This is a genomic window from Pseudomonas sp. KUIN-1 (assembly GCF_009176725.1).
Lineage (GTDB): Bacteria > Pseudomonadota > Gammaproteobacteria > Pseudomonadales > Pseudomonadaceae > Aquipseudomonas > Aquipseudomonas fragariae.
This window is the reverse complement of record NZ_AP020337.1, coordinates 2,974,613-2,999,141: the sequence shown is the minus strand read 5'-3', so window position 1 is coordinate 2,999,141 and position 24,529 is coordinate 2,974,613. Positions and strand designations below refer to the sequence as shown.

Sequence of the window (24,529 nt, the reverse complement as noted above, 5' to 3'; positions counted from 1 at the left end):
TCAGGCACGCCTGGGTGTCAGCGAGGCACAGCACGAAGCGTTCTTCCGCGACATGCTCGGCGATATCGACGAGCCGACGCTGCCGTTCGGTTTGCAGGATGTGCAGGACCGTGGTCGCAACCTCGAAGAGGCCAGCGTGACCCTGGCGGCCGAACTGAACCTGCGTTTGCGGGCTCAGGCTCGACAGGCAGGCGTCAGCGTCGCGAGCCTGATGCATTTGGCCTGGGCACGGGTGCTGGGCAATGTCTCGGCCTGCGAACAGGTGGTGTTCGGCACGGTACTGCTGGGCCGTATGCAGGCCGGTGATGGCGCCGACCGTGCGTTGGGCATGTTTATCAACACCTTGCCGTTGCGCGTCGATATCGGCGCAACGACAGTGGCCGAGGGATTGAAGGCGACCCACGAGCGGCTGACGGCTTTGCTGGGGCATGAGCATGCTCCGCTGGTACTCGCCCAGCGTTGCAGCGGCGTGGCCGCACCGACGCCGCTATTCAGTGCATTGCTCAACTACCGACACAGTGTCGTGAGCGATGTTTCGGCAGAAGCTGCCAGCGCCTGGGGCGGGATCGAGTCCTTCGGCACCGAAGACCATACCAACTACCCGTTGACCCTGAATGTCGATGATCTGGGCGATGCCTTTACGCTCACCATTCAGGCCGTCCAGCAAATCAGTGCCACGCGCATCGGCGAGTACATGCAGGTTGCACTGCGCAGCCTGGTGGACGCACTGGAACACACGCCGCAGGCAGCGCTGAACAGCCTGTCGATACTGCCGGACGATGAGCGCGAGCTGTTGCTGACGGGCTTCAACGACACAGCCCACCCTTATCCGCGTGATGTACTGATCCACCAACTGATCGAACAACAGGCCGCCCAGCGTCCGGATGCCTGCGCCGTACGTGGCGACAGCGGGCCGTTGCTCACTTACGCCGAACTCAACCAGCAGGCGAACCAGCTCGCCCATCGCCTGATCGAGCTGGGCGTGGAGCCTGATACGCGGGTCGCGGTCAGCCTGCGTCGCGGCCCGGAAATGGTCGTGGCGCTGTTAGGTATTCTCAAGGCCGGTGGCGCCTATGTACCGATCGACCCTGACCTGCCCAGCGCCCGCCAGGCGTATATGCTCGAGGACAGCTCGCCGCAGGCAGTGCTGACTACTCGGGACCTGAGCGACAACCTGCCGGCCTCGGATCTTCCGGTGCTGGTGCTCGATGGCCACGATGACCGTGCGCAACTGGCCAGGCAGCAGAGCGTCAACCCGGATGCCAAGGCCCTGGGCCTGCAGCCGAATCACCTGGCTTACGTGCTCTACACCTCCGGTTCCACCGGCACGCCCAAAGGCGTGATGAACGAACACCTGGGCGTGGTCAACCGCTTGCTCTGGGCGCGCGACGCCTATCAGGTGAACAGTCAGGATCGCGTGCTGCAAAAGACCCCGTTCGGGTTCGACGTGTCGGTGTGGGAGTTTTTCCTGCCACTGCTGACCGGTGCCGAACTGGTCATGGCCCGTCCCGGTGGCCATCAGGATCCGGACTATCTGGCGCAAGTAATGAGTGACGCGGGCATTACCCTGCTGCACTTCGTGCCCTCGATGCTCGATGTGTTTCTGGAACATCGCTCAACCCGCGACTTCCCGCAACTGCGCCGCGTGCTGTGCAGTGGCGAGGCCTTGCCTCGTGCGTTGCAGCGCCGTTTCGAGCAACAGCTCAAGGGCGTTGAACTGCACAACCTGTATGGCCCGACCGAAGCGGCCATCGACGTTACTGCCTGGGAATGCCGTCCGACGGATCCGGGCGACAGCGTGCCCATCGGCCGCCCGATTGCGAACATTCAGATGCACGTACTCGATGCCTTGGGCCAGCTGCAACCATTGGGTGTGGCCGGTGAGCTGCACATTGGCGGTATCGGCGTGGCGCGGGGTTACCTGAATCAGCCGGACCTGAGTGCCGAGCGTTTCATCGCCGACCCGTTTTCCGAAGACCGGCAGGCACGCCTGTACAAAACCGGCGACGTCGGTCGCTGGCTGGCCAATGGCGCACTGGAATACCTGGGCCGCAATGACTTTCAGGTGAAGATCCGCGGCTTGCGTATCGAAATCGGCGAAATCGAGGCGGCGCTGGCCAAACACCCGGCGGTCCACGAAGCGGTGGTCACTGCTCGCGAAGACATACCCGGCGACAAACGTCTGGTGGCTTACTACACGCAGTCTGCCGAGCACACTGCTGTCGATCTTGAAATCCTGCGCAGTCACCTGCAGCAACAGTTGCCGGAGTACATGGTTCCGGCCATTTATGTGCTGCTCGAGGCCATGCCACTGACATCGAACGGCAAGCTCGATCGCAAGGCGCTGCCAGCCCCGGACGGTGACGCGCTGATCAGCCGTGGCTACGAAGCCCCACAAGGCGAAATCGAGGAGCAGATCGCGATTATCTGGCAAGACCTGCTGGGCGTCGAGCAGGTCGGGCGTCATGACCACTTCTTCGAACTCGGCGGCCACTCACTGCTGGCCGTCTCTCTGATCGACCGTCTGCGCAAGCAGGACCTGAATCTCAACGTAAACACCGTATTCACTGCGCCCAGCGTGCGTGAAATGGCCTTGGCCATCAGCCAGGAAAAACAAGCCCTGTTCCGGGCGCCGGCCAACCGCATTCCGGCCCATTGCACGCAGTTGACGCCAGACATGTTGCCGCTGGTGGAACTGAGCGTCGCTCAGATTGAACTGATCGCCTCCGCGGTTCCCGGCGGAGCCGCCAATATCCAGGACATCTACCCGCTGGCACCGCTGCAAGAAGGCATTCTGTTCCATTACCTGCTGAATCTTGAACGCGACGCCTACCTGGTGCGCTCGACGATCGAGTTCGACAGCCGTGCGCGCCTTGACGCCTTTCTTGAGGGCCTGCAAACGGTTATCGACCGCCATGATGTCCTGCGCAGTTCAGTGCATTGGGTCGGCCTGCCGCAAGCGGTGCAAGTGGTGCACCGCCAGGCGCAATTGCCGATCCATACTCTCACCCTGAGGCCGGATGAAGACGCACTCAGCCAACTGGATCGTCTAAGTGATCCAGGTCGTCTGCGCCTTGATCTGCGACAGGCCCCGCTGCTGCTGGCCTACATTGCTCGCGACCCAGACTCGGAACGCTGGCTACTGGCGCTGATTGATCACCACATGATCAGCGACCATGTCACCCTGGAACTGATACTCGAAGAAATTCGCCTGTTGATGCGAGGCCAGAGCGCAGACCTGCTGCCACCGCAGCCTTATCGGGAGTTTGTCGCACAGACCCTCGCCAGCCCTTCAAGTGCCCACGAAGCTTACTTCACACGCCGCCTGGCTGATGTTGATTCACCCACCGCTCCGTTCGAACTGCTGGAAGTTCAGGGCGACGGCAATGACGTCGAAGAGTCCGAACTGGCATTGAGCAGTGACCTCTGCGCACGTATCCGGACTCAGGCCCGGGAGCGCGGCATGTCCCCGGCGGTGCTGTTCCATGTCGCCTGGGCTCAGGTGCTGGCACGTTGTACCGGTCGCGATGATGTGGTGTTCGGCACCGCGGTCACCGGCCGTCTGCAAGGTACGTTAGGCGCCGAGCGGGCCATGGGCATGTTCATGAACACCCTGCCGGTTCGCGTGCAACTGGCCACGCAAAGCGTCCAGGAACTGGTCATGGCCACCCACCGTGATCTCAGCGAGTTACTGAGCCACGAGCAGGCATCATTGGCCCTGGCCCAACGTTGCAGTAGCGTGGCCACGGGTGTGCCGTTGTTCTCCAGCCTGCTCAACTACCGGCACCAGAACGAGGACAGCCAGTTGCAATGGCCGGGCCTGCGCCTGCTCGACAGCGCCGAGCGCACCAACTATCCGCTGTGCTTGTCGGTCAACGATTACGGCAGTGACCTGGGCCTGTTGATACACAGTGTGCAACCTGCGGATCCGCAACGCCTGTGCGCCATGATGCAGTGTGCGTTGGAGCAATTGACCGACGCGCTGGCGCACACACCACAGAAGGAAGTTACGCAGCTGGATGTGCTGCCCGCCGCCGAGCGCAACCTGCTGCTGGAGACCTTCAACCAGACCCGCCAGGACTACCCGACGGACCTGTGCATTCAACACCTGTTCGAAGCACAGGTACGTACGCAACCGGATGCCATCGCCGTGGCTTTCCAGGCGCAGCGCCTGAGCTATGCCGAACTGAACCGCCAGGCCAACCGTCTCGCTCATCACCTGATCGGCCTGGGCATCGGCCCGGATGATCGGGTGGCGATCTGCGTCGAACGCGGCGTGGAAATGATGGTCGGCCTGCTCGGTGTACTCAAAGCCGGTGCCGCTTATGTGCCGCTGGACCCGGCTTACCCTGCCGAGCGCCTGGCCTACATGATCGAAGACAGCCAGCCAGCGGCGTTACTGACCCAGCGTCACTTGCAGGAATATCTGCCGACCCTGACCTTGCCACTGGTGTTGCTCGACGATGATCAGCGCAAAACCTTTACCGAGCGTGACGATAACCCTGTGGTGGAAGCCCTCGGCGTGCGCAACCTGGCGTATGTGATCTACACCTCGGGCTCCACCGGTAATCCGAAGGGCGTGATGATCGAGCATCGCGGCCTGGTCAACTACAGCGTCGATGCTGCACGCCTGTTCGGCCTGTCCCAGAGCGACACCGTGCTGCAACAGAACACCCTGAACTTCGACCTGTCGGTGGAAGAAATCTTCCCGGCCTTGCTGGCGGGTGCCACCCTGACGCCGAGCCGCGAGATCTTCGGCAGCGAAGGGACTGAAAACCACGGGATTGATCCGACTGTCCTGCACTTGACCGCCGCACACTGGCATACGCTGGTGGCCGAATGGCACAAGCAACCGCAGGTCGCTGAGCAACGTCTGCAGCATGTGCGTCTGATCAACGTCACAGGTGACGCATTGTCGGCGCAGAAGCTCAAGCTCTGGGACGAGGTGCGCCCGGCGCACACTCGTCTGATCAACACCTATGGGCCGACCGAAGCGACGGTGTCCTGCACTGCGGCCTACGTCAGCCACGACGCTGCGGCCGGCAGCGAAGGCAGCGGCAATGCGACCATCGGCAAGCCGATGGCCAACACGCGCATTTACCTGCTCGACGCTCATCAGCAGCCAGTGCCGTATGGCGTGGCCGGTGAAATCTACATTGGCGGCGACGGCGTGGCACGCGGTTACCTGAACCTTGAAGAGGTCAACGCCGAGCGCTTCCTCGCTGATCCGTTCAGCGAAAGCCCTGATGCCAGGATGTACAAAACCGGCGATCTGGCGCGCTACATGGCTGACGGCCGGATCGAGTACCTGGGCCGTAACGATTTCCAGGTCAAGGTGCGCGGTTTCCGCATCGAACTGGGCGAAATCGAAGCCCGCCTGGGCAATTGCACCGGGGTCAAGGAAGCGGTGGTGATCGCTCGGGAAGATAACCCGGGAGACAAGCGCCTGGTGGCCTATGTGGTTGCCCAGCCGCAAAGCCAGCTTACAGCCGCTGACCTGCGCGCCGAACTGGCACCGCAACTGGCCGAGTACATGCTGCCAAGCGCGTTCGTGCTGCTTGATGAACTGCCGCTGACGCCGAACCGCAAGCTCGACCGCAAGGCCTTGCCGGCTCCGGATGCTGATGCGCTGATCAGCCGTGGCTATGAAGCCCCACAAGGCGAAACCGAAACGCAGATCGTGGCTATCTGGCAAGACCTGCTGGGCATTGAGCAGGTCGGGCGTCACGACCATTTTTTCGAGCTCGGTGGCCACTCACTGCTGGCCGTCTCTCTGATCGAGCGTCTGCGCAAGCAGGGCCTGAATCTCAACGTAAAGACTGTATTCACTGCGCCTACCGTGCGTGAAATGGCCTTGGCTATCAGTCAGGACAAACACGTTCTGTTCCAGGTACCCGCCAACCGCATTCCAGCCCATTGCACGCAATTGACGCCAGACATGTTGCCGCTGGTGGAACTGAGCGTCGCTCAGATTGAATTGATCACCTCCGCCGTTGCCGGCGGAGCCGCCAATATCCAGGACATCTACCCGCTGGCACCGCTTCAGGACGGCATCCTGTTCCATTACCTGCTGAATCGTGAGCGCGACGCCTACCTGATGCGCTCGATGATCGAGTTCGACAGCCGTGCGCGCCTTGACGCCTTTCTTGAGGGCCTGCAAACGGTTATCGACCGCCATGACATCCTGCGCAGCTCGGTGCATTGGATCGGCCTGCCGCAAGCGGTGCAAGTGGTGCACCGCCAGGCGCAATTGCCTGTCCATACCCTCACCCTGACGCCGGAGGAAGACGCACTCAGTCAGCTGGACCGGCTAAGTGATCCAGGTCGTCTGCGCCTGGATCTGCGACAGGCCCCGCTGCTGCTGGCCTACATTGCTCGCGACCCAAACTCGGAACGTTGGCTACTGGCGCTGATTGATCATCACATGATCAGCGACCACGTCACCGTAGAACTCATACTCGAAGAAATTCGCCTGTTGATGCGAGGCCAGAGCGCAGACCTGCTGCCACCGCAGCCTTACCGGGATTTTGTCGCACAGACCCTCGCCAGCCCTTCAAGTGCCCACGAAGCTTACTTCACACGCCGCCTGGCTGATGTTGATTCACCCACCGCTCCTTTCGAACTGCTGGAAGTTCAGGGCGACGGCAATGACGTCGAAGAGGCCAAACTGGCATTGAACAGTGACCTTTGCATACGTATTCGGACTCAGGCCCGGGAGCGCGGCATGTCCCCGGCGGTTCTGTTCCATGTCGCCTGGGCCCAGGTGATGGCCCGTTGTACCGGTCGCGATGACGTGGTGTTCGGCACCGTGGTCACCGGCCGCCTGCAAGGTACGGCCGGCGCCGAGCGGGCCATGGGCATGTTCATGAACACCCTGCCGGTCCGCGTGCAACTGACCACACAAGGCGCCCAGGAACTGGTCATGGCCACACACCGTGATCTCAGCGAATTACTGAGCCACGAGCAGGCGTCACTGGCCCTGGCCCAACGTTGCAGTAGCGTGGCCACAGGGGTGCCGTTGTTCTCCAGCCTGCTCAATTACCGGCACCAGGGCGAGGACAGCCGGTTGCAATGGCCGGGCATGCGCCTGCTCGACGGCACCGAGCGGACCAACTATCCGCTGTGCTTGTCGGTCAACGATTACGGCAGTGAGCTCGACCTGATAATACACAGCATGCAGCCCGCAAATCCGCAACGCCTGTGCGCCATGATGCAGTGCGCGCTGGAGCAACTGACCGACGCGCTGGCGCACACACCGCAGATGGCCGTTACGCAGCTGGATGTGCTGCCTGCCGCCGAGCGCAACCTGCTGCTGGAGACCTTCAACCAGACGCGCCAGGACTACCCGACGGACCTGTGCATTCAGCACCTGTTCGAAGCACAGGTCCGCACACAACCTGATGCCATCGCCGTGGCTGTCCAGGGGCAGCGCCTGAGCTATGCCGACTTGAACCGTCAGGCCAACCGTCTCGCTCATCACCTGATCAGCCTGGGCATTGTTCCGGATGATCGGGTGGCGATCTGTGTCGAGCGTGGCGTGGAAATGATGATCGGCCTGCTCGGTGTGCTCAAGGCAGGGGCGGCTTATGTACCACTTGACCCGGCCTATCCGGCCGAGCGCCTGGCATACATGATCACCGACAGCCAGCCAGCGGCGTTGCTCACTCAGCGCGGCTTGCAGGAGCGCTTGCCCGCATTGTCCATGCCGCTGGTATTGCTCGATGACGAGCAATACCAGGGCTTGGCCGAGTGTGATGACAACCCGGTCGTACCGACCCTCGGCGTGCGCAACCTGGCGTATGTGATCTACACCTCGGGCTCCACCGGTAATCCGAAGGGCGTGATGATCGAGCATCGCGGCCTGGTCAACTACAGCGTCGATGCGGCGCGGCTGTTCGACCTGTCTCAGAGCGACACGGTGCTGCAGCAGAACACCCTGAACTTCGACCTGTCGGTGGAAGAGATCTTCCCGGCACTCCTGGCCGGCGCGACCCTGGCACCAAGCCGCGAGATCTTCGGCAGCGAAGGGACTGAAACCCATGGCATTCAACCCACCGTCCTGCACCTGACCACTGCGCACTGGCATACGCTGGTTGCCGAATGGCACAACCAGCCGCAGGCTGCTGAGCAACGTCTGCAGCATGTGCGTCTGATCAACGTCACAGGTGACGCATTGTCGGCGCAGAAGCTCAAGCTCTGGGACGAGGTGCGCCCGGCGCACACTCGTCTGATCAACACCTATGGGCCGACCGAAGCGACGGTGTCCTGCACTGCGGCCTACGTCAGCTACGACGCTGCGGCCGGCAGCGAAGGCAGCGGCAATGCGACCATCGGCAAGCCGATGGCCAACACGCGCATTTACCTGCTCGACGCTCATCAGCAGCCAGTGCCGTATGGCGTGGCCGGTGAAATCTACATTGGCGGCGACGGCGTGGCACGCGGTTACCTGAACCTTGAAGAGGTCAACGCCGAGCGCTTCCTCGCTGATCCGTTCAGCGAAAGCCCTGATGCCAGGATGTACAAAACCGGTGACCTGGCACGCTACATGGCTGACGGCCGGATCGAGTACCTGGGCCGTAACGATTTCCAAGTCAAGGTGCGCGGTTTCCGCATCGAACTGGGCGAAATCGAAGCCCGTCTCGGCAATTGCAAAGGGGTCAAGGAAGCGGTGGTGATCGCTCGGGAGGACAATCCCGGTGAAAAACGTCTCGTGGCCTATGTGGTTGCCCAGCCGCAAACCCAGATCACAGCCGCTGAACTGCGCGCCGAACTGGCACCGCAACTGGCCGAGTACATGCTGCCGAGCGCGTTCGTGCTGCTTGATGAACTGCCGTTGACGCCGAACCGCAAGCTCGACCGCAAGGCCTTGCCGGCTCCGGCTGACGATGCCTTTGCCAGCCGCGAGCACGTGGAGCCTCAAGGGGCTACCGAGATTGCGCTGGCGCAGATCTGGCAAAACCTGCTCGATCTGGAACGGGTGGGCCGTCATGATCAGTTCTTTGAACTGGGCGGCCACTCCTTGCTGGCGATGCGCCTGATTTCCCAGGTGCGTCATCAATTGGGCGTCGAACTTGGTCTGGCTGCACTGTTCGCCCATCCCGAACTGAGTGCCCTGGCCGTAGCCATCGCTCAGGCCGGACGCAGCAAATTGCCGGACATCGTACCGGTGGCACGCGATCAGGCGTGGCCATTGTCATTCGGCCAGCAACGTCTGTGGTTTCTCGCCCAGATGGAAGGCGCCAGCGCGGCCTACCACATACCTGCCGGCCTGAGCCTGCATGGCAACCTGAATCTCAAGGCATTGCAACGGGCGTTGGAGCGTATCGTGGCGCGCCACGAAGGTTTACGCACCACGTTCATGCAGGGCGATGACGGACAGCCGGTGCAACGCATCAGCCCGGCGGACACCGGTTTCAACCTGCAAATGCACGATCTGCAAGGGTTGGCGGATGCCGAGGAAAAACTTCAGGCACTGGCCAGCGAAGAGTCGCTGCAAAGCTTCGATCTGCAACAGGGCCCGTTGATTCGTGGCCGCCTGATTCGTATGGCCGAGGACCATCACGTATTGTTGCTGACCCTGCACCATATCGTTTCCGATGGCTGGTCGGTTGATGTGCTGACCCGCGAATTGTCCGCGCTCTATGCCGCATTCAGTCAGGACCAGGACGACCCGCTGGCGCCGCTGGAGCTGCAATACCTGGACTACGCCGTGTGGCAACGTCGCTGGCTGAGTGGCGATGTGCTGCAACAGCAAAGCAATTTCTGGCAGCAAACCCTGGCAGATGCTCCGGCGTTGTTGATGTTGCCCACCGACCGTGCGCGTCCGGCGCTGCAGGACTATGCCGGTGCAGCACTGCCCGTCGTGTTCGACAAAGACCTTACCCGAGGTCTCAAGGCATTGAGCCAACGCCGCGGCAGCACCCTGTTCATGACGGTCATGGCCGCGTGGGCCGGCCTGCTGGGACGCCTGGCTGGCCAGGATGATGTGGTCATCGGTACGCCAGTAGCCAACCGTACTCGCAGCGAAGTCGAAGGGCTGGTGGGCCTGTTCGTCAACACTCTGGCCATCCGCGTCGACCTCAGTGACAAGCCCACGGCAGAGACGCTGCTGGCGCGGGTCAAGCAGCAGACTCTCGATGCCCAGGCGCATCAGGACTTGCCGTTCGAACAAGTCGTGGAAGTCATCAATCCGCTACGCAGCCTGTCCCACAGCCCGATTTTCCAGGCCATGTTGTCGTGGGAAAACAACGAGGCGTCTGATCTGACGCTCGGCGACATGACTCTGAAAAGCATCGAATTGGCCGCTGATACTGCCCAATTCGACCTGACGCTGGACATGGCCGAGGTGGATGAGCAACTGGTCGGCACGCTGGAGTACGCCACAGCGTTGTTCGACGAGAGCACCATGCGGCGCTATCTGGGCTACTTCCAGCGTGTGCTGGAGGCCATGGTCGCCGACGACCAGCAGGTGCTGGAGCACGTAGCCTTGCTGGGTGCCGACGAACGTGAACATTTGCTGGCAGGCCTCAACGCAACAGAGGCGCCCTTCCCTCAGGATCGCACGATTCATCAGTTGTTCGAAGAAAGGGTTCAGGCGCAGCCCGACGCCATCGCCGTGGCCTTCGGGGCGCAGCGCTTGAGCTATGCCGAATTGAACCGTCAGGCCAACCGTGTGGCTCACCATCTGATCAGCCTGGGAATCAAACCGGATGATCGGGTGGCGATCTGCGTCGAGCGTGGCGTGGAAATGCTGATCGGCGTGCTCGGTGTGCTCAAGGCCGGTGCTGCTTATGTGCCACTGGATCCGGCTTACCCCGCCGAGCGCCTGGCCTACATGATTGAAGACAGTACGCCGTCGGCACTGTTGGCCCAGCGTGATGTGCAGGCGCATCTGCCGACGCTGGACTTGCCGCTGGTGCTGCTCGATGAGGATCAGCGCACCACCCTCTCCGAGCGTGGCGACAACCCGGTGGTGGAAACACTCGGTGCGCACAATCTGGCGTACGTGATCTACACCTCGGGCTCCACCGGCGTGCCGAAAGGCGTAATGGTCGAGCATCGCGGATTGTTCGCCGTCAGCGCGGCGTGGGAGCAACTGTACGCACTGCACGCGCCACTCAATCACTTGCAGATGGCCGGGTTTTCCTTCGATGTGTTCAGCGCCGACCTGATCCGCTCTCTGGCTTTCGGCGGCACACTGGTACTGTGCCCACGCGAGACATTGATGGACCCGCCTGCGCTTTACCGCCTGTTGAGCGAGGAGTCGATCGGATTTGCGGATTTCGTGCCAGCCGTACTCAACGCATTGCTGGGCTGGGTGGAAGAGACGGGGCACGACCTGTCGTTCATGCGCACAGTGGTCTGTGGTTCGGATATCTGGACCGCGCACAGCGCCCGGCAACTGCGCAAGCTTTGTGGCGATCACGTGCAGATCGTCCAGGCCTACGGTGTCACTGAAGCCAGTATCGACAGCACCTGCTTCGAGTTCGAGGCAACCAGCCAGGTCGACGGGGTCTTGCCGATTGGTCGGGCATTGGCCAATACGCGGATTTATCTGCTCGATGAGCTTGGCCAAGCGGTTCCGCCGGGTGTCGCGGGCGAGCTGTATATCGGCGGCGCGGGTATTGCTCGCGGCTATCTGAATTTGCAGCAACTGACTGCCGAACGCTTCATGGACAACCCCTTCGTGGCGGGCGAACGGCTGTACCGCAGCGGCGACATGGCGCGCTACCGGGCTGATGGCAATATCGAATTCCTCGGCCGCAACGACTCCCAGGCCAAGCTGCGCGGGCTGCGTCTGGAGCTGGGCGAAATCGAAGCACGCCTGGCCGAGGTTGCAGGTGTGCGCGAAAGCCTGGTCGTGATTCGCGAGGACAGCGGCGGCACGCCGAAACTGATCGCGTATTTTGTGGAATATGCCACTCGCGACGAGTCTGGCCCTGCCCTGACCCCGCGCGCGCTGCGCCAGCAACTGCAACTCAACCTGCCGGAATACATGATCCCGGCAGCGTTCGTGCGCATGGCCGCATTGCCGCTGAGCGCCAACGGCAAACTGGATCGAAGAGCGTTGCCCGAGCCGGATGCCGACGCCTTCGATCAGCATGATTTCGAAGCAGCCGATGGCCCGCTGGAGACGGCAATCGCCGCAATCTGGGCCGATGTGCTGGGCGTCGCACAAGTCGGCCGTCATGATGACTTTTTCGCGCTCGGCGGTCATTCATTGCTGGTCATGCGCGTACTGGCTCAGGTTCGTCAGCAATTGAATCTGGAGGTTTCACCGTCAGTGTTTTTCGCGGCACCGGTGCTGCGGCAGTTCGCCGAGCGGCTGGGCAACACGCAGGACAACGCTCGCGTGGCGATCAAGCCTGTGCAACGTTCGGGTGCGCTACCGCTGTCGTTTGCCCAACAGCGCCTATGGTTCCTCGCGCAACTGGAAGGTGGCAGCGCCGCTTACCATATTCCGGCGGGACTGCGTCTGCGTGGCAACCTTGATCAGGCTTCGCTGCAACGCGCACTGGACCGTATCGTGGCCCGCCATGAGGCGCTGCGCACGACCTTTGTCCAAGAGCAGGGACAGCCTGCGGAGCAGCGTATCTCTGCCGCAGAAACAGGTTTCAGACTGCAACTGCAGGTACTGGCCGGGCAGACCGATGCCGAAGACAAGCTGCTCGCCATCGCGGCACAAGAGGCCAGCGAGCACTTCGACCTCGTCAATGGACCACTGGTGCGCGGGCGTCTGGTGCGCATGGCCGATGACGACCACGTGTTGCTGGTGACCATGCACCACATCGTCTCCGATGGCTGGTCAACCGGGGTGTTGAATCGCGAGCTGGGTGCCCTTTACGACGCCTTCCGCCAGGGTGCGGATGATCCACTGCCGGCCTTGCCAGTGCAATACGTCGACTACGCACTGTGGCAGCGTGACTGGTTGAGTGGCGACGTGCTGCAACAACAGCGTCAGTACTGGCAGCAGGCCCTGGCTGGTGCGCCGGCCTTGCTGACCCTGCCGACCGACCGACCACGTCCGGCGCAACAGGACTACAGCGGGCAGACGCTGGAACTGGTGCTCGATACACAATTGACCCGTGGCCTCAAGACCTTGAGCCAACGCCACGGCAGCAGTCTGTTCATGACCGTCATGGGCGCCTGGGCCGCGCTGTTGGGACGGCTGTCCGGTCAGGATGACGTGGTGATCGGTACACCGGTGGCCAACCGTATGAGCGCCGAGGTGGAGAACCTGATTGGCTTCTTCGTCAACACCCTCGCTATACGGGTCGACCTCTCAGGCACGCCGAGCGTCGAAGCGCTGGTACGACAAGTCAAACAGCGAACTCTGGCTGCCCAGGCAAATCAGGACCTGCCGTTCGAACAAGTGGTTGAAGTGGTTCAACCGCAACGCAGCCTGTCCCACAGCCCGATTTTTCAGGCCATGCTGTCATGGCAAAACAACGAGGACACCGCGCTGGTGCTCGGCGACCTGACCCTGCAAGGCGTCGCAGTGGCCGGTGATACGGCAAAGTTCGACTTGGCGCTGGACATCGGCGAGGTGGACGGGCAACTGATCGGCACGCTGGAGTACGCCACGGCACTGTTCGACGAAAGCACCATGCGTCGGTATCGAGGCTACTTCCTGCGCTTGTTGGAGGCTATGGCGGCCGATGATCAGCAAGTGCTGGAACAGGTACCGTTGCTCGACACTGCCGAGCGCGAGTACCTGCTGAAGGATATCAATGCCACAGAGCGCACCTACCCTGTCGGTCAGTTGATGCATCGCTTGTTCGAGGCCCATGCCGAAGCTGCACCGCAGGCAATTGCCGTCCGCCAGGGTGAGCAGACACTGACCTACGCTGAACTCGACAGCCGCGCCAATGCCCTGGCTCAGCACCTGCGCAAACACGGTGTGGGACCGGGAACCCGGGTGGCGATTCTGCTGGATCGTTCGGTGGAATTGCTGGCCAGCATGCTGGCCACCCTCAAATGCGGCGCGGCTTATCTGGCGCTGGATCGTCTGGCCCCTGAAGAGCGCCTGCGCTTCATGCTCGAGGACAGCGAAGCCATCATGCTGCTGAGCCGTAGCGACCTGACGGCACCTGACATGACGCCAAGGCTGGATCTGGACACACTGGAGCTGTCAGCGCTGAACCAAGAGCCAGTCGTGCCTGCAACTGAAGTCGCAGGCGAGACCCCCGCGTGCATCATCTACACCTCTGGCTCCACCGGTGTGCCCAAGGGCGTGATCGTGACCCACAACGGCATTGTGCGGCTGGTTCAGGACAACGGCTACTACGACTTCTCCGCCGAGGACCGTGTGGCGTTTTCGTCCAACCCGGCGTTCGACGCCAGCACTCCGGAAATCTGGGGTGCATTGCTCAATGGCGGCCAGTCGGTGATTATCGAGCCGCAGGTGCTGCTTGAGCCGGTGGCCTTCGCCGCCCTGCTCAAGCGCCATGGTGTAACAGCCATGATCAGCTCGACCGCCCTGTTCAACCTGTATGCCGGGTTGATTCCCGAGGCCCTGGCAGGCCTGCGTATGATCATGTGTGGCGGCGAGCGCGCTGATCCGGCCTCGTTCCGTCGGGTCCGGGAGCACTCCGCTCAGGTACGCCTGTTCAACGGCTATGGCCCGACCGAGGGCACCACCTGTGCCACCAGCTACGAAATCTTCGATGTACTGCCTGACACCCTCAGCCTGCCGATTGGCAAGCCCAACGCCAACGTGCGGGTCTATGTGCTTGACGCCCGCCGCGAGCCGGTGCCGATGGGCGTGGTCGGCGAGATCTATATCGGTGGCACAGGCGTCGCACTCGGCTACCTGAACCGCCCGGAGCTGACCGCTGAACGTTTCAGCGAAGACCCGTTCAGCCAGCAGGCCGGCGCGCGACTCTATCGCACCGGCGACCTGGCGCGCTGGTTGCCGGACGGTAACCTTGAATACCTGGCGCGTAACGATGGGCAGGTCAAGGTCCGCGGCTTCCGCGTCGAGCTTGGCGAAATCGAAAGCGTCCTGCATTTGTGCGACGGCGTTCGCAACTCCGTGGTGGTGGCGCATGAAGCCAGCCCGGGTGACACCCGTCTGGTGGCTTACTACACCGTGCATGCGGGCGTTGATGCACCTGATCCGGAGGATCTGCGTGCGCAATTGAGTGCCGATCTGGCGGAGTACATGGTTCCGAGTGTGTTCGTACGCCTGGATGCCTTGCCGCTGACGCTCAATGGCAAGGTTGATCAGAAGGCGTTACCGGTCCCCGACCTGAATGCGATGTTCGAGCGAACCTACGTTGCGCCGGAAGGTGCCACCGAACAGGCCCTGGCGGAAATATTCCAGGAACTGCTGGGCCTTGAACGCGTGGGTCGTCATGACGGCTTCTTCGAGCTTGGCGGTCATTCGCTGCTGGCTGCGCAACTGGTTTCCCGTGTGCGTCAGCAACTGAACGGTGACATGGCGCTGCGCCAGCTGTTCAATCACCCGACCGTGGCCGAGCTGGCGAAGGTGGTCGACGGCCTGCAAACGGTCGATTCCGACAGCATCGAACCCATCGAGCGTAACGCGCCGCTGGCACTGTCCTTTTCCCAGCAGCGTCTATGGTTCCTCGACAGGCTCGACCCTGGTGCCAGCAGTGCTTACCACATGCCGATGTCGCTGCTGCTGCGCGGCGAGCTGGATCACCGCGCGCTCAAGGCTGCGCTCGACCGTCTGGTTGCACGTCATGAAAGCCTGCGCACCACCTTCGAGCTGCACGGTGAACAGCCGGTGCAGGTCATCGCTGCGGCGGACAGCGGTTTCGCCCTGGCAGAAGACGACTTGCGCTCGCAGCCTTATGAACAGGCCAGCCTCAACGCTTCACGCATCGCCGACAGCGAGGCCGCTGCGCCGTTTGACCTGCGCCAGGGCCCGCTGATTCGCGGGCGTCTGCTGCGCCTGGCGGATGATGAGCACATGTTGCTGATCACCCAGCACCACATCATCTCCGACGGCTGGTCGGTGGGGGTGCTGATCAACGAGTTCACCGCCCTCTACCAGGCCTTCACTGAGCAGCGGTCGGACCCGCTGCCGGCCCTGTCAATCCAATACGCCGACTACGCCGCCTGGCAACGCCGCACCTTTACAGGCGAGCGCCTTGCCGAGCAGGCCGATTTCTGGCGTGAGCACCTGGGTGGCGCGCCGACGCTGCTGTCGCTGCCCACCGACCGGCCACGTCCGGCGGTGCAAAGCTACCGCGGCGGCGCTGTACCCGTGACGATCGACGCAGCGCTTCATCAGCGTCTGGAGCGCTTCTGCCAGGCCCATAACGTCACCTTGTTCATGGGCCTGCTCAGTGCCTGGTCGGTGCTTATGGCCCGTCTGGGCAACGAACGCGATGTGGTGATAGGTGTGCCGAGCGCCAACCGTGGCCGCACCGAAACCGAGAACCTGATCGGTTTCTTCGTCAACACCCTGGCCCTGCGCGTTGATCTGACGCAGAACCCGAGCGTGGCGCAACTGCTGGAACAGGTCCGCCAGACCACGCTGGCGGCCAATGAGCATCAGGACATTCCATTCGAGCAAGTGATCGAAGCCTTGCAGCCGCCACGCTCGATGAGTCATAGCCCGCTGTGTCAGGTCGCCCTGTCGCTGGATAACACCAGCATCGGCGGCGAGTTGAAGCTGCCGGGCCTTAGCCTGCACCCCGTGCTACAAGCCCATGAAACCGCGCAGTTCGACCTGATGCTGACCCTGGCTAGCGAAAACGGCGCCCTGAACGGGGTCATCGAATACGCCAGCGATCTCTTCGATCGCTCCACCGTCGAGCGTTTTGCCCAGCATTTCCATACGCTGCTGGAAGCGATGGTCGAGGATGTCGCGCAACCTGTGCTCGGCCTGCCGTTGCTCAGCCCGGCGCAGCGCCTGGCCTCGCCAGCGCTACTGCAGCCCAAGGCGGTATTCGCCTCGGGGCTGATGGTGCATCAGCGCTTTGAACAGTTCGCCGCCGCCCATCCGCAGAACATCGCGCTGGTCTTTGGCCGGCATGAGGTGAGCTACCAGGCGCTCAATCGCCGAGCCAACCGCCTGGCCCATGAACTACTCGCCCAAGGCGTGCGCCCCGATGACCGGGTGGCGATCCTCGCAGAGCGTGGTACGCAGATGATCTGCGCAGTGCTGGCCGTGCTCAAGTCCGGTGCGGCCTACGTACCGCTGGACCCGACTTACCCCACCGAGCGTCTCGGCTACCTGCTGACAGACAGTGCGCCGGTGGCGTTGCTGGCCCAGTCGGCCTGCCTTGACGTGCTGCCGGCACACAGCGTGCCGGTACTGACCCTCGGCGCGGACAACGACAGTGCCGATTTGGCAGATGAATCACTGGACCGCAACCCTGAGCCTGCTGCGCTGGGACTGTCTCGCGAGCATTTGGCGTATGTCATTTACACCTCAGGGTCGACAGGCCTGCCCAAAGGTGTGCTGGTCGAGCACGGCAACGTGGCCCGCCTGTTCGACGCCACCGCCGGGCAATTCAACTTCGGGCATGAGGATGTCTGGACGCTGTTCCACTCCTTCGCCTTCGACTTCTCGGTCTGGGAAATCTGGGGCGCGCTGTGCTACGGCGGCAAACTGGTAATCGTCCCGAGTGAGGTGGCGCGTTCGCCGGATGACTTCTATGCGCTGGTCTGCGAGCAGCAGGTCACCGTTCTGAACCAGACGCCAAGCGCTTTCCGCCAGTTCATCCAGGCCCGCGAACGCAGCCCGCAGGAGCATGCGCTGCGTGAAGTGGTGTTCGGTGGTGAGGCTTTGGACTTCCGCAGCCTGCAGCCCTGGACCGCACGCACACCGCTGTCGCGTACCCGTCTGGTGAACATGTACGGGATCACGGAAATCACCGTGCATGCCACCTACTACCCGATCAGCCAGTCGGAAATCGACACCGCCATGCCAAGCCTGATCGGCCCGGCACTGGACGACCTGTGCCTGCGTATCCTCGATGACTATCAGCAGCCGGTACCGGTGGGCGTCAATGGCGAGATTTATATCGGCGGCGCCGGCGTTGCCCGGCATTACCTGAACCGCACGGAACTGAATGCCGAACGTTTTATTGCCGACCCCTATGCGTTGCAAAGCGGCGCACGGCTCTACCGCACCGGCGACGTTGCGCACTACCGCAGCGACGGCGGCGTGGTCTACGTCGGCCGTAATGACTCGCAAATCAAGATTCGCGGCTTTCGTATCGAATTGGGCGAAATCGAGGCGCAATTGCTCGCCTGCCCCGACGTTCGTGAAGCGATGGTCATCGTGCGTGAGGATCGCCCCGGCGACAAACGCCTGGTCGCCTACCTGATTGCCGAGGACGGCGCTGCTCCCGAGTCAGCGCTGCTGCGCAGCCAACTGGCCAGCGTGCTGGCCGAACACATGCTGCCCAGTGCCTTTGTGACCCTTGAAACCTGGCCATTGACCACCAACGGCAAGCTGGACCGTGCCGCCCTGCCCGCGCCGGACCAGTTCGCGACGGTGAGTCGTGACTACGAAGCACCGCTAGGCGCTATCGAAACGACCCTGGCCGCTGCCTGGCAGGAATTGCTCGGGGTTGAACGTGTCGGTCGTCAGGATCACTTCTTCGAACTGGGTGGTCACTCCTTCCTCGTCATCAGCCTGATCGAGCGCTTGCGTCAGATCGGCTTGTTGCTGGACGTGAGTACGGTGTTCTCGGCACCAACCCTGCAAGCCATGGCCGCGGTCCTGGCGGGCGGTACTGCGGCGGAACGGGTCGCCCCGGCGAACCTGATTCCCGTCGATTGCACGGCGCTGACCCCGGACATGCTGCCGTTGGTGAAACTGACCCGGCAGGAACTGGAGCATATCGTTGCCGATGTGCCAGGCGGCGTCGCCAATGTTCAGGATATCTATCCACTGTCATCGCTGCAGGAAGGCATCCTGTTTCACCATCTGTTGCAGTCAGAAGGCGACGCCTACCTGATGCGCACCCTAGCGACGTTCGACAGCCGTGCGTTGCTCGACAAATTCCTCGGCGCGCTGCAAGTGGTGATCAACCGCCACGACATCATGCGCAGCTCCCTGCGCTGGCAGGGTCTGCCGCAGCCGGTGCAGGTGGTGCATCGTCAGGCACAGTTGCCAGTCATTCAGCTCGACACCGCGCCGGGTGAAGACGCCTTGCAGATGCTGCGCGAACGCACCAATACCTACCATATGCGCCTGGACCTGCAACAGGCACCGCTGATAGCCGCGTATATCACTTACGATACCCGGCAGGAAAAGTGGCTGATGGCACTGCTGGACCATCACCTGATCAGTGACAACGTTACCCTGCGCCTGATCATGGGCGAGATCCAGGCAGTGATGGACGGACGCGCCGACGCCCTGCCGCCATCCCAGCCGTACCGCAACTTCATCGCCCGGGCCGCGTGTGTTTCCCAGGCCGAACATGAAGCCTACTTCCGTCAACTGCTGGGCGATGTCGATACCACCACTGCGCCCTACGGCGTGCTCGATGTGCGTGGCGGCGATGCAACAATCCTGCGTTCGGTGCAGGATCTGAGCGACGATCTCAGCGCGCGGATCCACAGCACCGCACGGGCCCAGGGCGTACCAACCTCGGTGCTGTTCCACGCGGCATGGGGGTTGGTGGTGGCCGCCACCAGCGGCTGTGACGACGGGATTTTCGGTACCGTGCTTTCGGGACGTTCCCAGGGCACCTCCGGCGCCAACCATGCGCTGGGGATGTTCATCAATACCTTGCCGATGCGTATTCGCCTGCAACAAAACAGCGTGCGCGATATCGTTCAGGATGCCTACCAACAGCTGAGCGGGCTGCTGACCCACGAGCAGGCGCCTCTGGCCCTGGCGCAGCGCTGCAGCGCAGTGGATGCATCGCTGCCGATGTTCACCGTGATCCTCAATTGCCGTCACGGTGATCTGGTGAACACTGCCGGGGAAAACATCGAGGACATGGGCGAGGAGCAGGAAGGTGTTCATTTCCTGGGCTCCGAAACCCGTACCAACTACCCGATCGAAATTGCCGTAGCCAATGAGGCCAATGGCTTTTCGCTGACCGCGCAGTCTATAGATGGCATTGATCCGCACCGGATTGCCGCCTACCTCGGTCAGGCGGTTGCCGAGCTGGTCAACGCCCTTGAGCAGGATCCGGCACGCCTGGCGAGCAGTCTTGAAGTGATTCCGCAAGCCGAGCGGCAGCTGCTGCTCAACGACTTCAACGACACCGCCAGCGACTTCGCACCGGCCGTACCGATCCATGCCTTGTTCGAAGACCAGGTCCGCCGCAATCCTGATGCCGTAGCGCTGGTCTATGAAGACCGCCAACTGAGCTATCGCCAGCTCAACCGCCGCGCCAACCACGTGGCCCGGCAGTTGCTGCAACTCGGTGTGCAGCCGGACGAGCGCGTGGCCATCTGCGCCGAACGCAGCCTGGACATGATTGTCGGCCTGCTGGGCGTGCTCAAGTCCGGTGCCGCCTACGTGCCGATTGACCCTGCCCACCCTGCTGACCGTATGGCCTTCATGCTGCAGGACAGTCAGCCGCGCGCGCTGCTGACGCAGGGCGCGCTCAGCCTGCCGGTCGGCGACACGCCGTTGATGCTGCTGGACAGCGCTGAATCGCTGCTCGCGGCGGATGATCAGGCGTTCGACGCCAATCCCGTGGTCGACGGCCTGACGGCGGAAAACCTGGCCTACGTGATCTACACCTCAGGCTCCACCGGCCAGTCGAAAGGTGTCATGGTCGAGCACCGCTCGGTGTTCAACTTCTGGAACGTGCTGACCCGCACGACCCATCAGCATTGCCCGACACCGGCCACCGTGGCGCTGAATGCCGGCTTCTTCTTCGACATGTCGATCAAAGGCATCTCGCAATTGTTCTCTGGCCACAAGCTGGTGATCATCCCGCAACTGCTGCGTGCCAACGGCAGCGAACTGCTGGACTTCCTCGAAGCGCATCAGGTTCATGCCTTCGACTCCACCCCGTCGCAGCTCGACACCCTGCTCTCGGCCGGTCTGCTGGAACGCAGCAGCTATCAGCCGGTCAGCGTGCTGCTGGGTGGTGAGGCGATCAACGCCAGCACCTGGGAGAAACTGCGTAACTGCCCGACCATCCGCTTCTACAACATGTATGGCCCGACCGAGTGCACAGTGGACGCGACCATCGATCTGATCCGCGACCTGGGTGAAAAACCAAGCATCGGCCGGCCTATTGCCAACGTCCAGGTGCATGTTCTGGATGCGCGTGGCGAGCCGGCACCACTGGGCGTCGCCGGGGAAATTCATATCGGCGGTAGCGGTGTGGCCCGTGGCTACCTCAACCGTGACGAGCTGAGTGCCGAGCGTTTCATCGTTGACCCGTTCTCCGATGTCGCCAACGCCCGGCTTTACAAAACCGGCGACCTGGGTCGCTGGCTGGCAGACGGCACGCTGGAATACATGGGCCGCAACGACTTCCAGGTGAAGGTTCGCGGTTTCCGTATCGAGCTGGGTGAAATCGAAAACGTTCTGCTGGCCGTACCAGGCATCCGCGAGGTGGTGGTGATTGCCCGCAACGACAGCCAGGGTGATTCGGACAGCCAGCGCCTGGTCGCTTATGTCTGTGGTGAATCGGTGGCAGCCGAACACTTGCGCAGCGAATTGCTCAGGCATCTGCCGGAGTACATGGTGCCCAGCGCTTTCGTCCAGCTGGACGCCCTGCCGCTGACCGCCAACGGCAAACTCGACCGCCGTGCGCTGCCGGCCCCCGGTCAGGATGCGTTGGCCAGCAAGGTTTACGAGGCGCCGCAAGGCGAAACCGAAGAGGCCATCGCCGAGATATGGAAAGCCTTGTTGCATCTGGACCAGGTAGGTCGCAACGACGGCTTCCTTGAACTGGGTGGTCATTCGTTGCTCGCCGTGCAGTTGCTGTCGCGACTGCGGCGCAAACTTGGTACACGAATCACCTTGCGTGAACTCTTCGACGCCCCGACCGTGCGTGGCCTGGCTTCACTGGTCAACGCCGCAGCGCCAGGTGAAGCACAATCGATTCCGAGGGCCAATCGCTCTGGCCGTCTGCCGCTGTCCTTTTCCCAGCAGCGCTTGTGGTTCCTCGATCACCTGGATCACGCCGCGGGTGCGGCCTATCACTTGCCGATGGCGTTGCGCCTTACAGGGGCACTTGACACCGCTGCCCTGGAGGCAACGCTGGATCGCCTGGTTGCCCGCCACGAAACCCTGCGCACGCGTTTTGAACTGGTGGACGGTGAACCGGTGCAGAAGATCGCCCCGGCCGATAGCCGCTTTCCGTTGTTGAAACAGGATCTGCGCGACCTGTCCGGTGACGAGCGCACTTCGACCCTGGCCCGTCTGGGTCAGGAAAATGCCACGCAACTGTTCGATCTGACCAAGGGGCCGATGCTGCGCGGGCGTTTGCTGCGGGTTGCGGATGCTGAGCATGTGCTGTTGATCACGTTGCATCACATCGTCTCCGACGGCTGGTCCAACAGCGTCCTTGCTCAGGAAGTGAGCGCGCTTTACGCCGCCTTCAGTCAAGGCCAGAAAGACCCGCTGCCCGCGCTGCCACTGCAATACGTGGACTACGCCGCCTGGCAACGGCAATCCCTCGACGGCCCCGCCCTGCAGGCCCAGATCGACTTCTGGCGCAAGCATCTGGAAGGTGCGCCAAGTGTGTTGAATCTGCCACTGGACCGTCCGCGCCCGGCCATCCAGAGCTATACCGGCGGGATGGTCGAGCATGTGTTTTCGCCAGCATTGAGTGCCGACTTGCGTGCCTTCAGCCAGGCTCAAGGCAGCACGCCGTTCATGGTTCTGCTGGCAGGATGGTCGATGCTCATGAGCCACCTGAGCGGGCAGACCGATGTGGTGGTAGGTACGCCTGTCGCTAACCGCCAGCATCCCGAGCTGGAGCCAATGATCGGCTTCTTTGCCAATACGCTGGCATTGCGTGTGGCAACCGACCGAGAGACGCGTTTGAACGACATGCTCGACCGGATCAAGAGCCTTACGCTGGCTGCCTACAATCATCAGGACTTGCCGTTCGAGCAAGTGGTGAGCGCCTTGCAGCCAACCCGCAACATGAGCCACAGCCCGTTGTTCCAGGTGATGTTGAGCCTGGATAATACGCCGCCTTCGCTGTTGCAATTACCTGACCTGGAAGTCGAGTTGCTGGACAGCGAGCATCACACCACTCAGTTCGACCTGTCGTTGTCACTGGTGGATTCCAGCGAAAGCCTGAGCGGCGGCCTGCAATACTCCAGCGACCTGTTCGACAAAACCACTGCGCAGGCCATCATGCAGCTGTTTGCAAGGGTTCTGGAGAACATGGTGAGCGACGCTCGGCAGTCGATTGGCCAAGTGCTGGACAACACGCCAGCGCTGCCGCGTTCGGCGCATACCGCGACTATCGCTGCGACGGTCGAAGACGAACAGCCTGAAGCCCTGCCTTACGAAGCGCCCGAAGGCGAGACCGAGATCGCCCTCGCCAACCTCTGGAAAGAGTTGCTCAAGCTGGAAAAGGTCAGTCGCCATGACGACTTCTTCAAGCTGGGCGGTATTTCGCTGATGGCGGTGCAAATGGCCTCGCGCCTGCGCAAGGTGCTCGGCAAACCGATCGCGGTCCGCGATCTGTTCATCGAGCCGACCATTGCCGGTTTTGCCAGAACCCTGGACGGCCAGGCACGCCCCGGCCAGCACAGCAACCTGGTGCCGGTCCGCCGCACTGGCTCGCAAAGACCGCTGTTTCTGGTGCACCCACTGGGCGGCGAAGTGCAGTACGTGCGCGATCTGGCCGCGGCAATCGACCCGCAGGTGCCGCTGTATGGCTTGGCCGCCAGTGGTCTGGCGGCTGGAGAGACGCCGCTGTTTGAGGTGCCGGCCATGGCTGCGCGTTACCTGGCGGCGATTCGCCAGGTACAACCGAAAGGGCCTTACCGGATCGGCGGCTGGTCTGCAGGTGGTCTTATCGCTTATGAAATGGCCCGCCAGCTGCAATCCAGCGGTGAAAAACTGGAGTTCCTGGGCATCATCGACACCTCCGCGCGTCTTGAGCAGCAAGCGCCGGAGGCATTGAGCGAAGGTCAATTCCTGATGGACTGGCTACCAGAGCAGCTCGACCCCGAAGTATTCCGGCAGCTCACCGAGCTGGCCGGCACGGATGCCATCGATGAAATGCTGGCACTGTGCATGGCACACCGCCTGCTCCCGGAGGAACTGCCACAGGACGTCGATGCCACCTTGTTACGCAGCCATCTTGCTGTGGCCCATGCAACCCATATCGCCATCGGTAACTATGTCAGCCCGCCTGCCCCACTTACGGTGACACTGTTTACCGCCAGTGCAGAGGAGCGCGACGATCCGCTGCTGGGCTGGACGGCCTTGCTCGATTCCCCGGTGAACGTTACTGAGCTTCCCGGCACCCACGAAACGCTGGTCAGGGCGCCTCAGGTCAGCGCACTGGGCCAGGCGATCTCCCGGGCGCTGAACAAGGAGCCCAACCAGGAGCCCCGCAGAGAAGAGGTTTTACGTTCGATAACCGCGCCAGCTGAGTAG

The 24,529-nt window shown here is 62.3% G+C and carries 1 protein-coding gene (only partly in view); it reads left to right on the top strand.

Annotated features, from left to right (window positions below; genetic code table 11):
• A protein-coding gene (gene syrE, locus KUIN1_RS13570) for a non-ribosomal peptide synthetase (protein ID WP_172980055.1) crosses the window boundary here: on the top strand, positions 1-24,529 show its 3' portion. The gene continues 3,845 nt to the left of window position 1, outside the view; 24,529 of the gene's 28,374 nt are visible here — the last part of the coding sequence; its start codon lies off the left edge, out of view; the stop codon is at positions 24,527-24,529.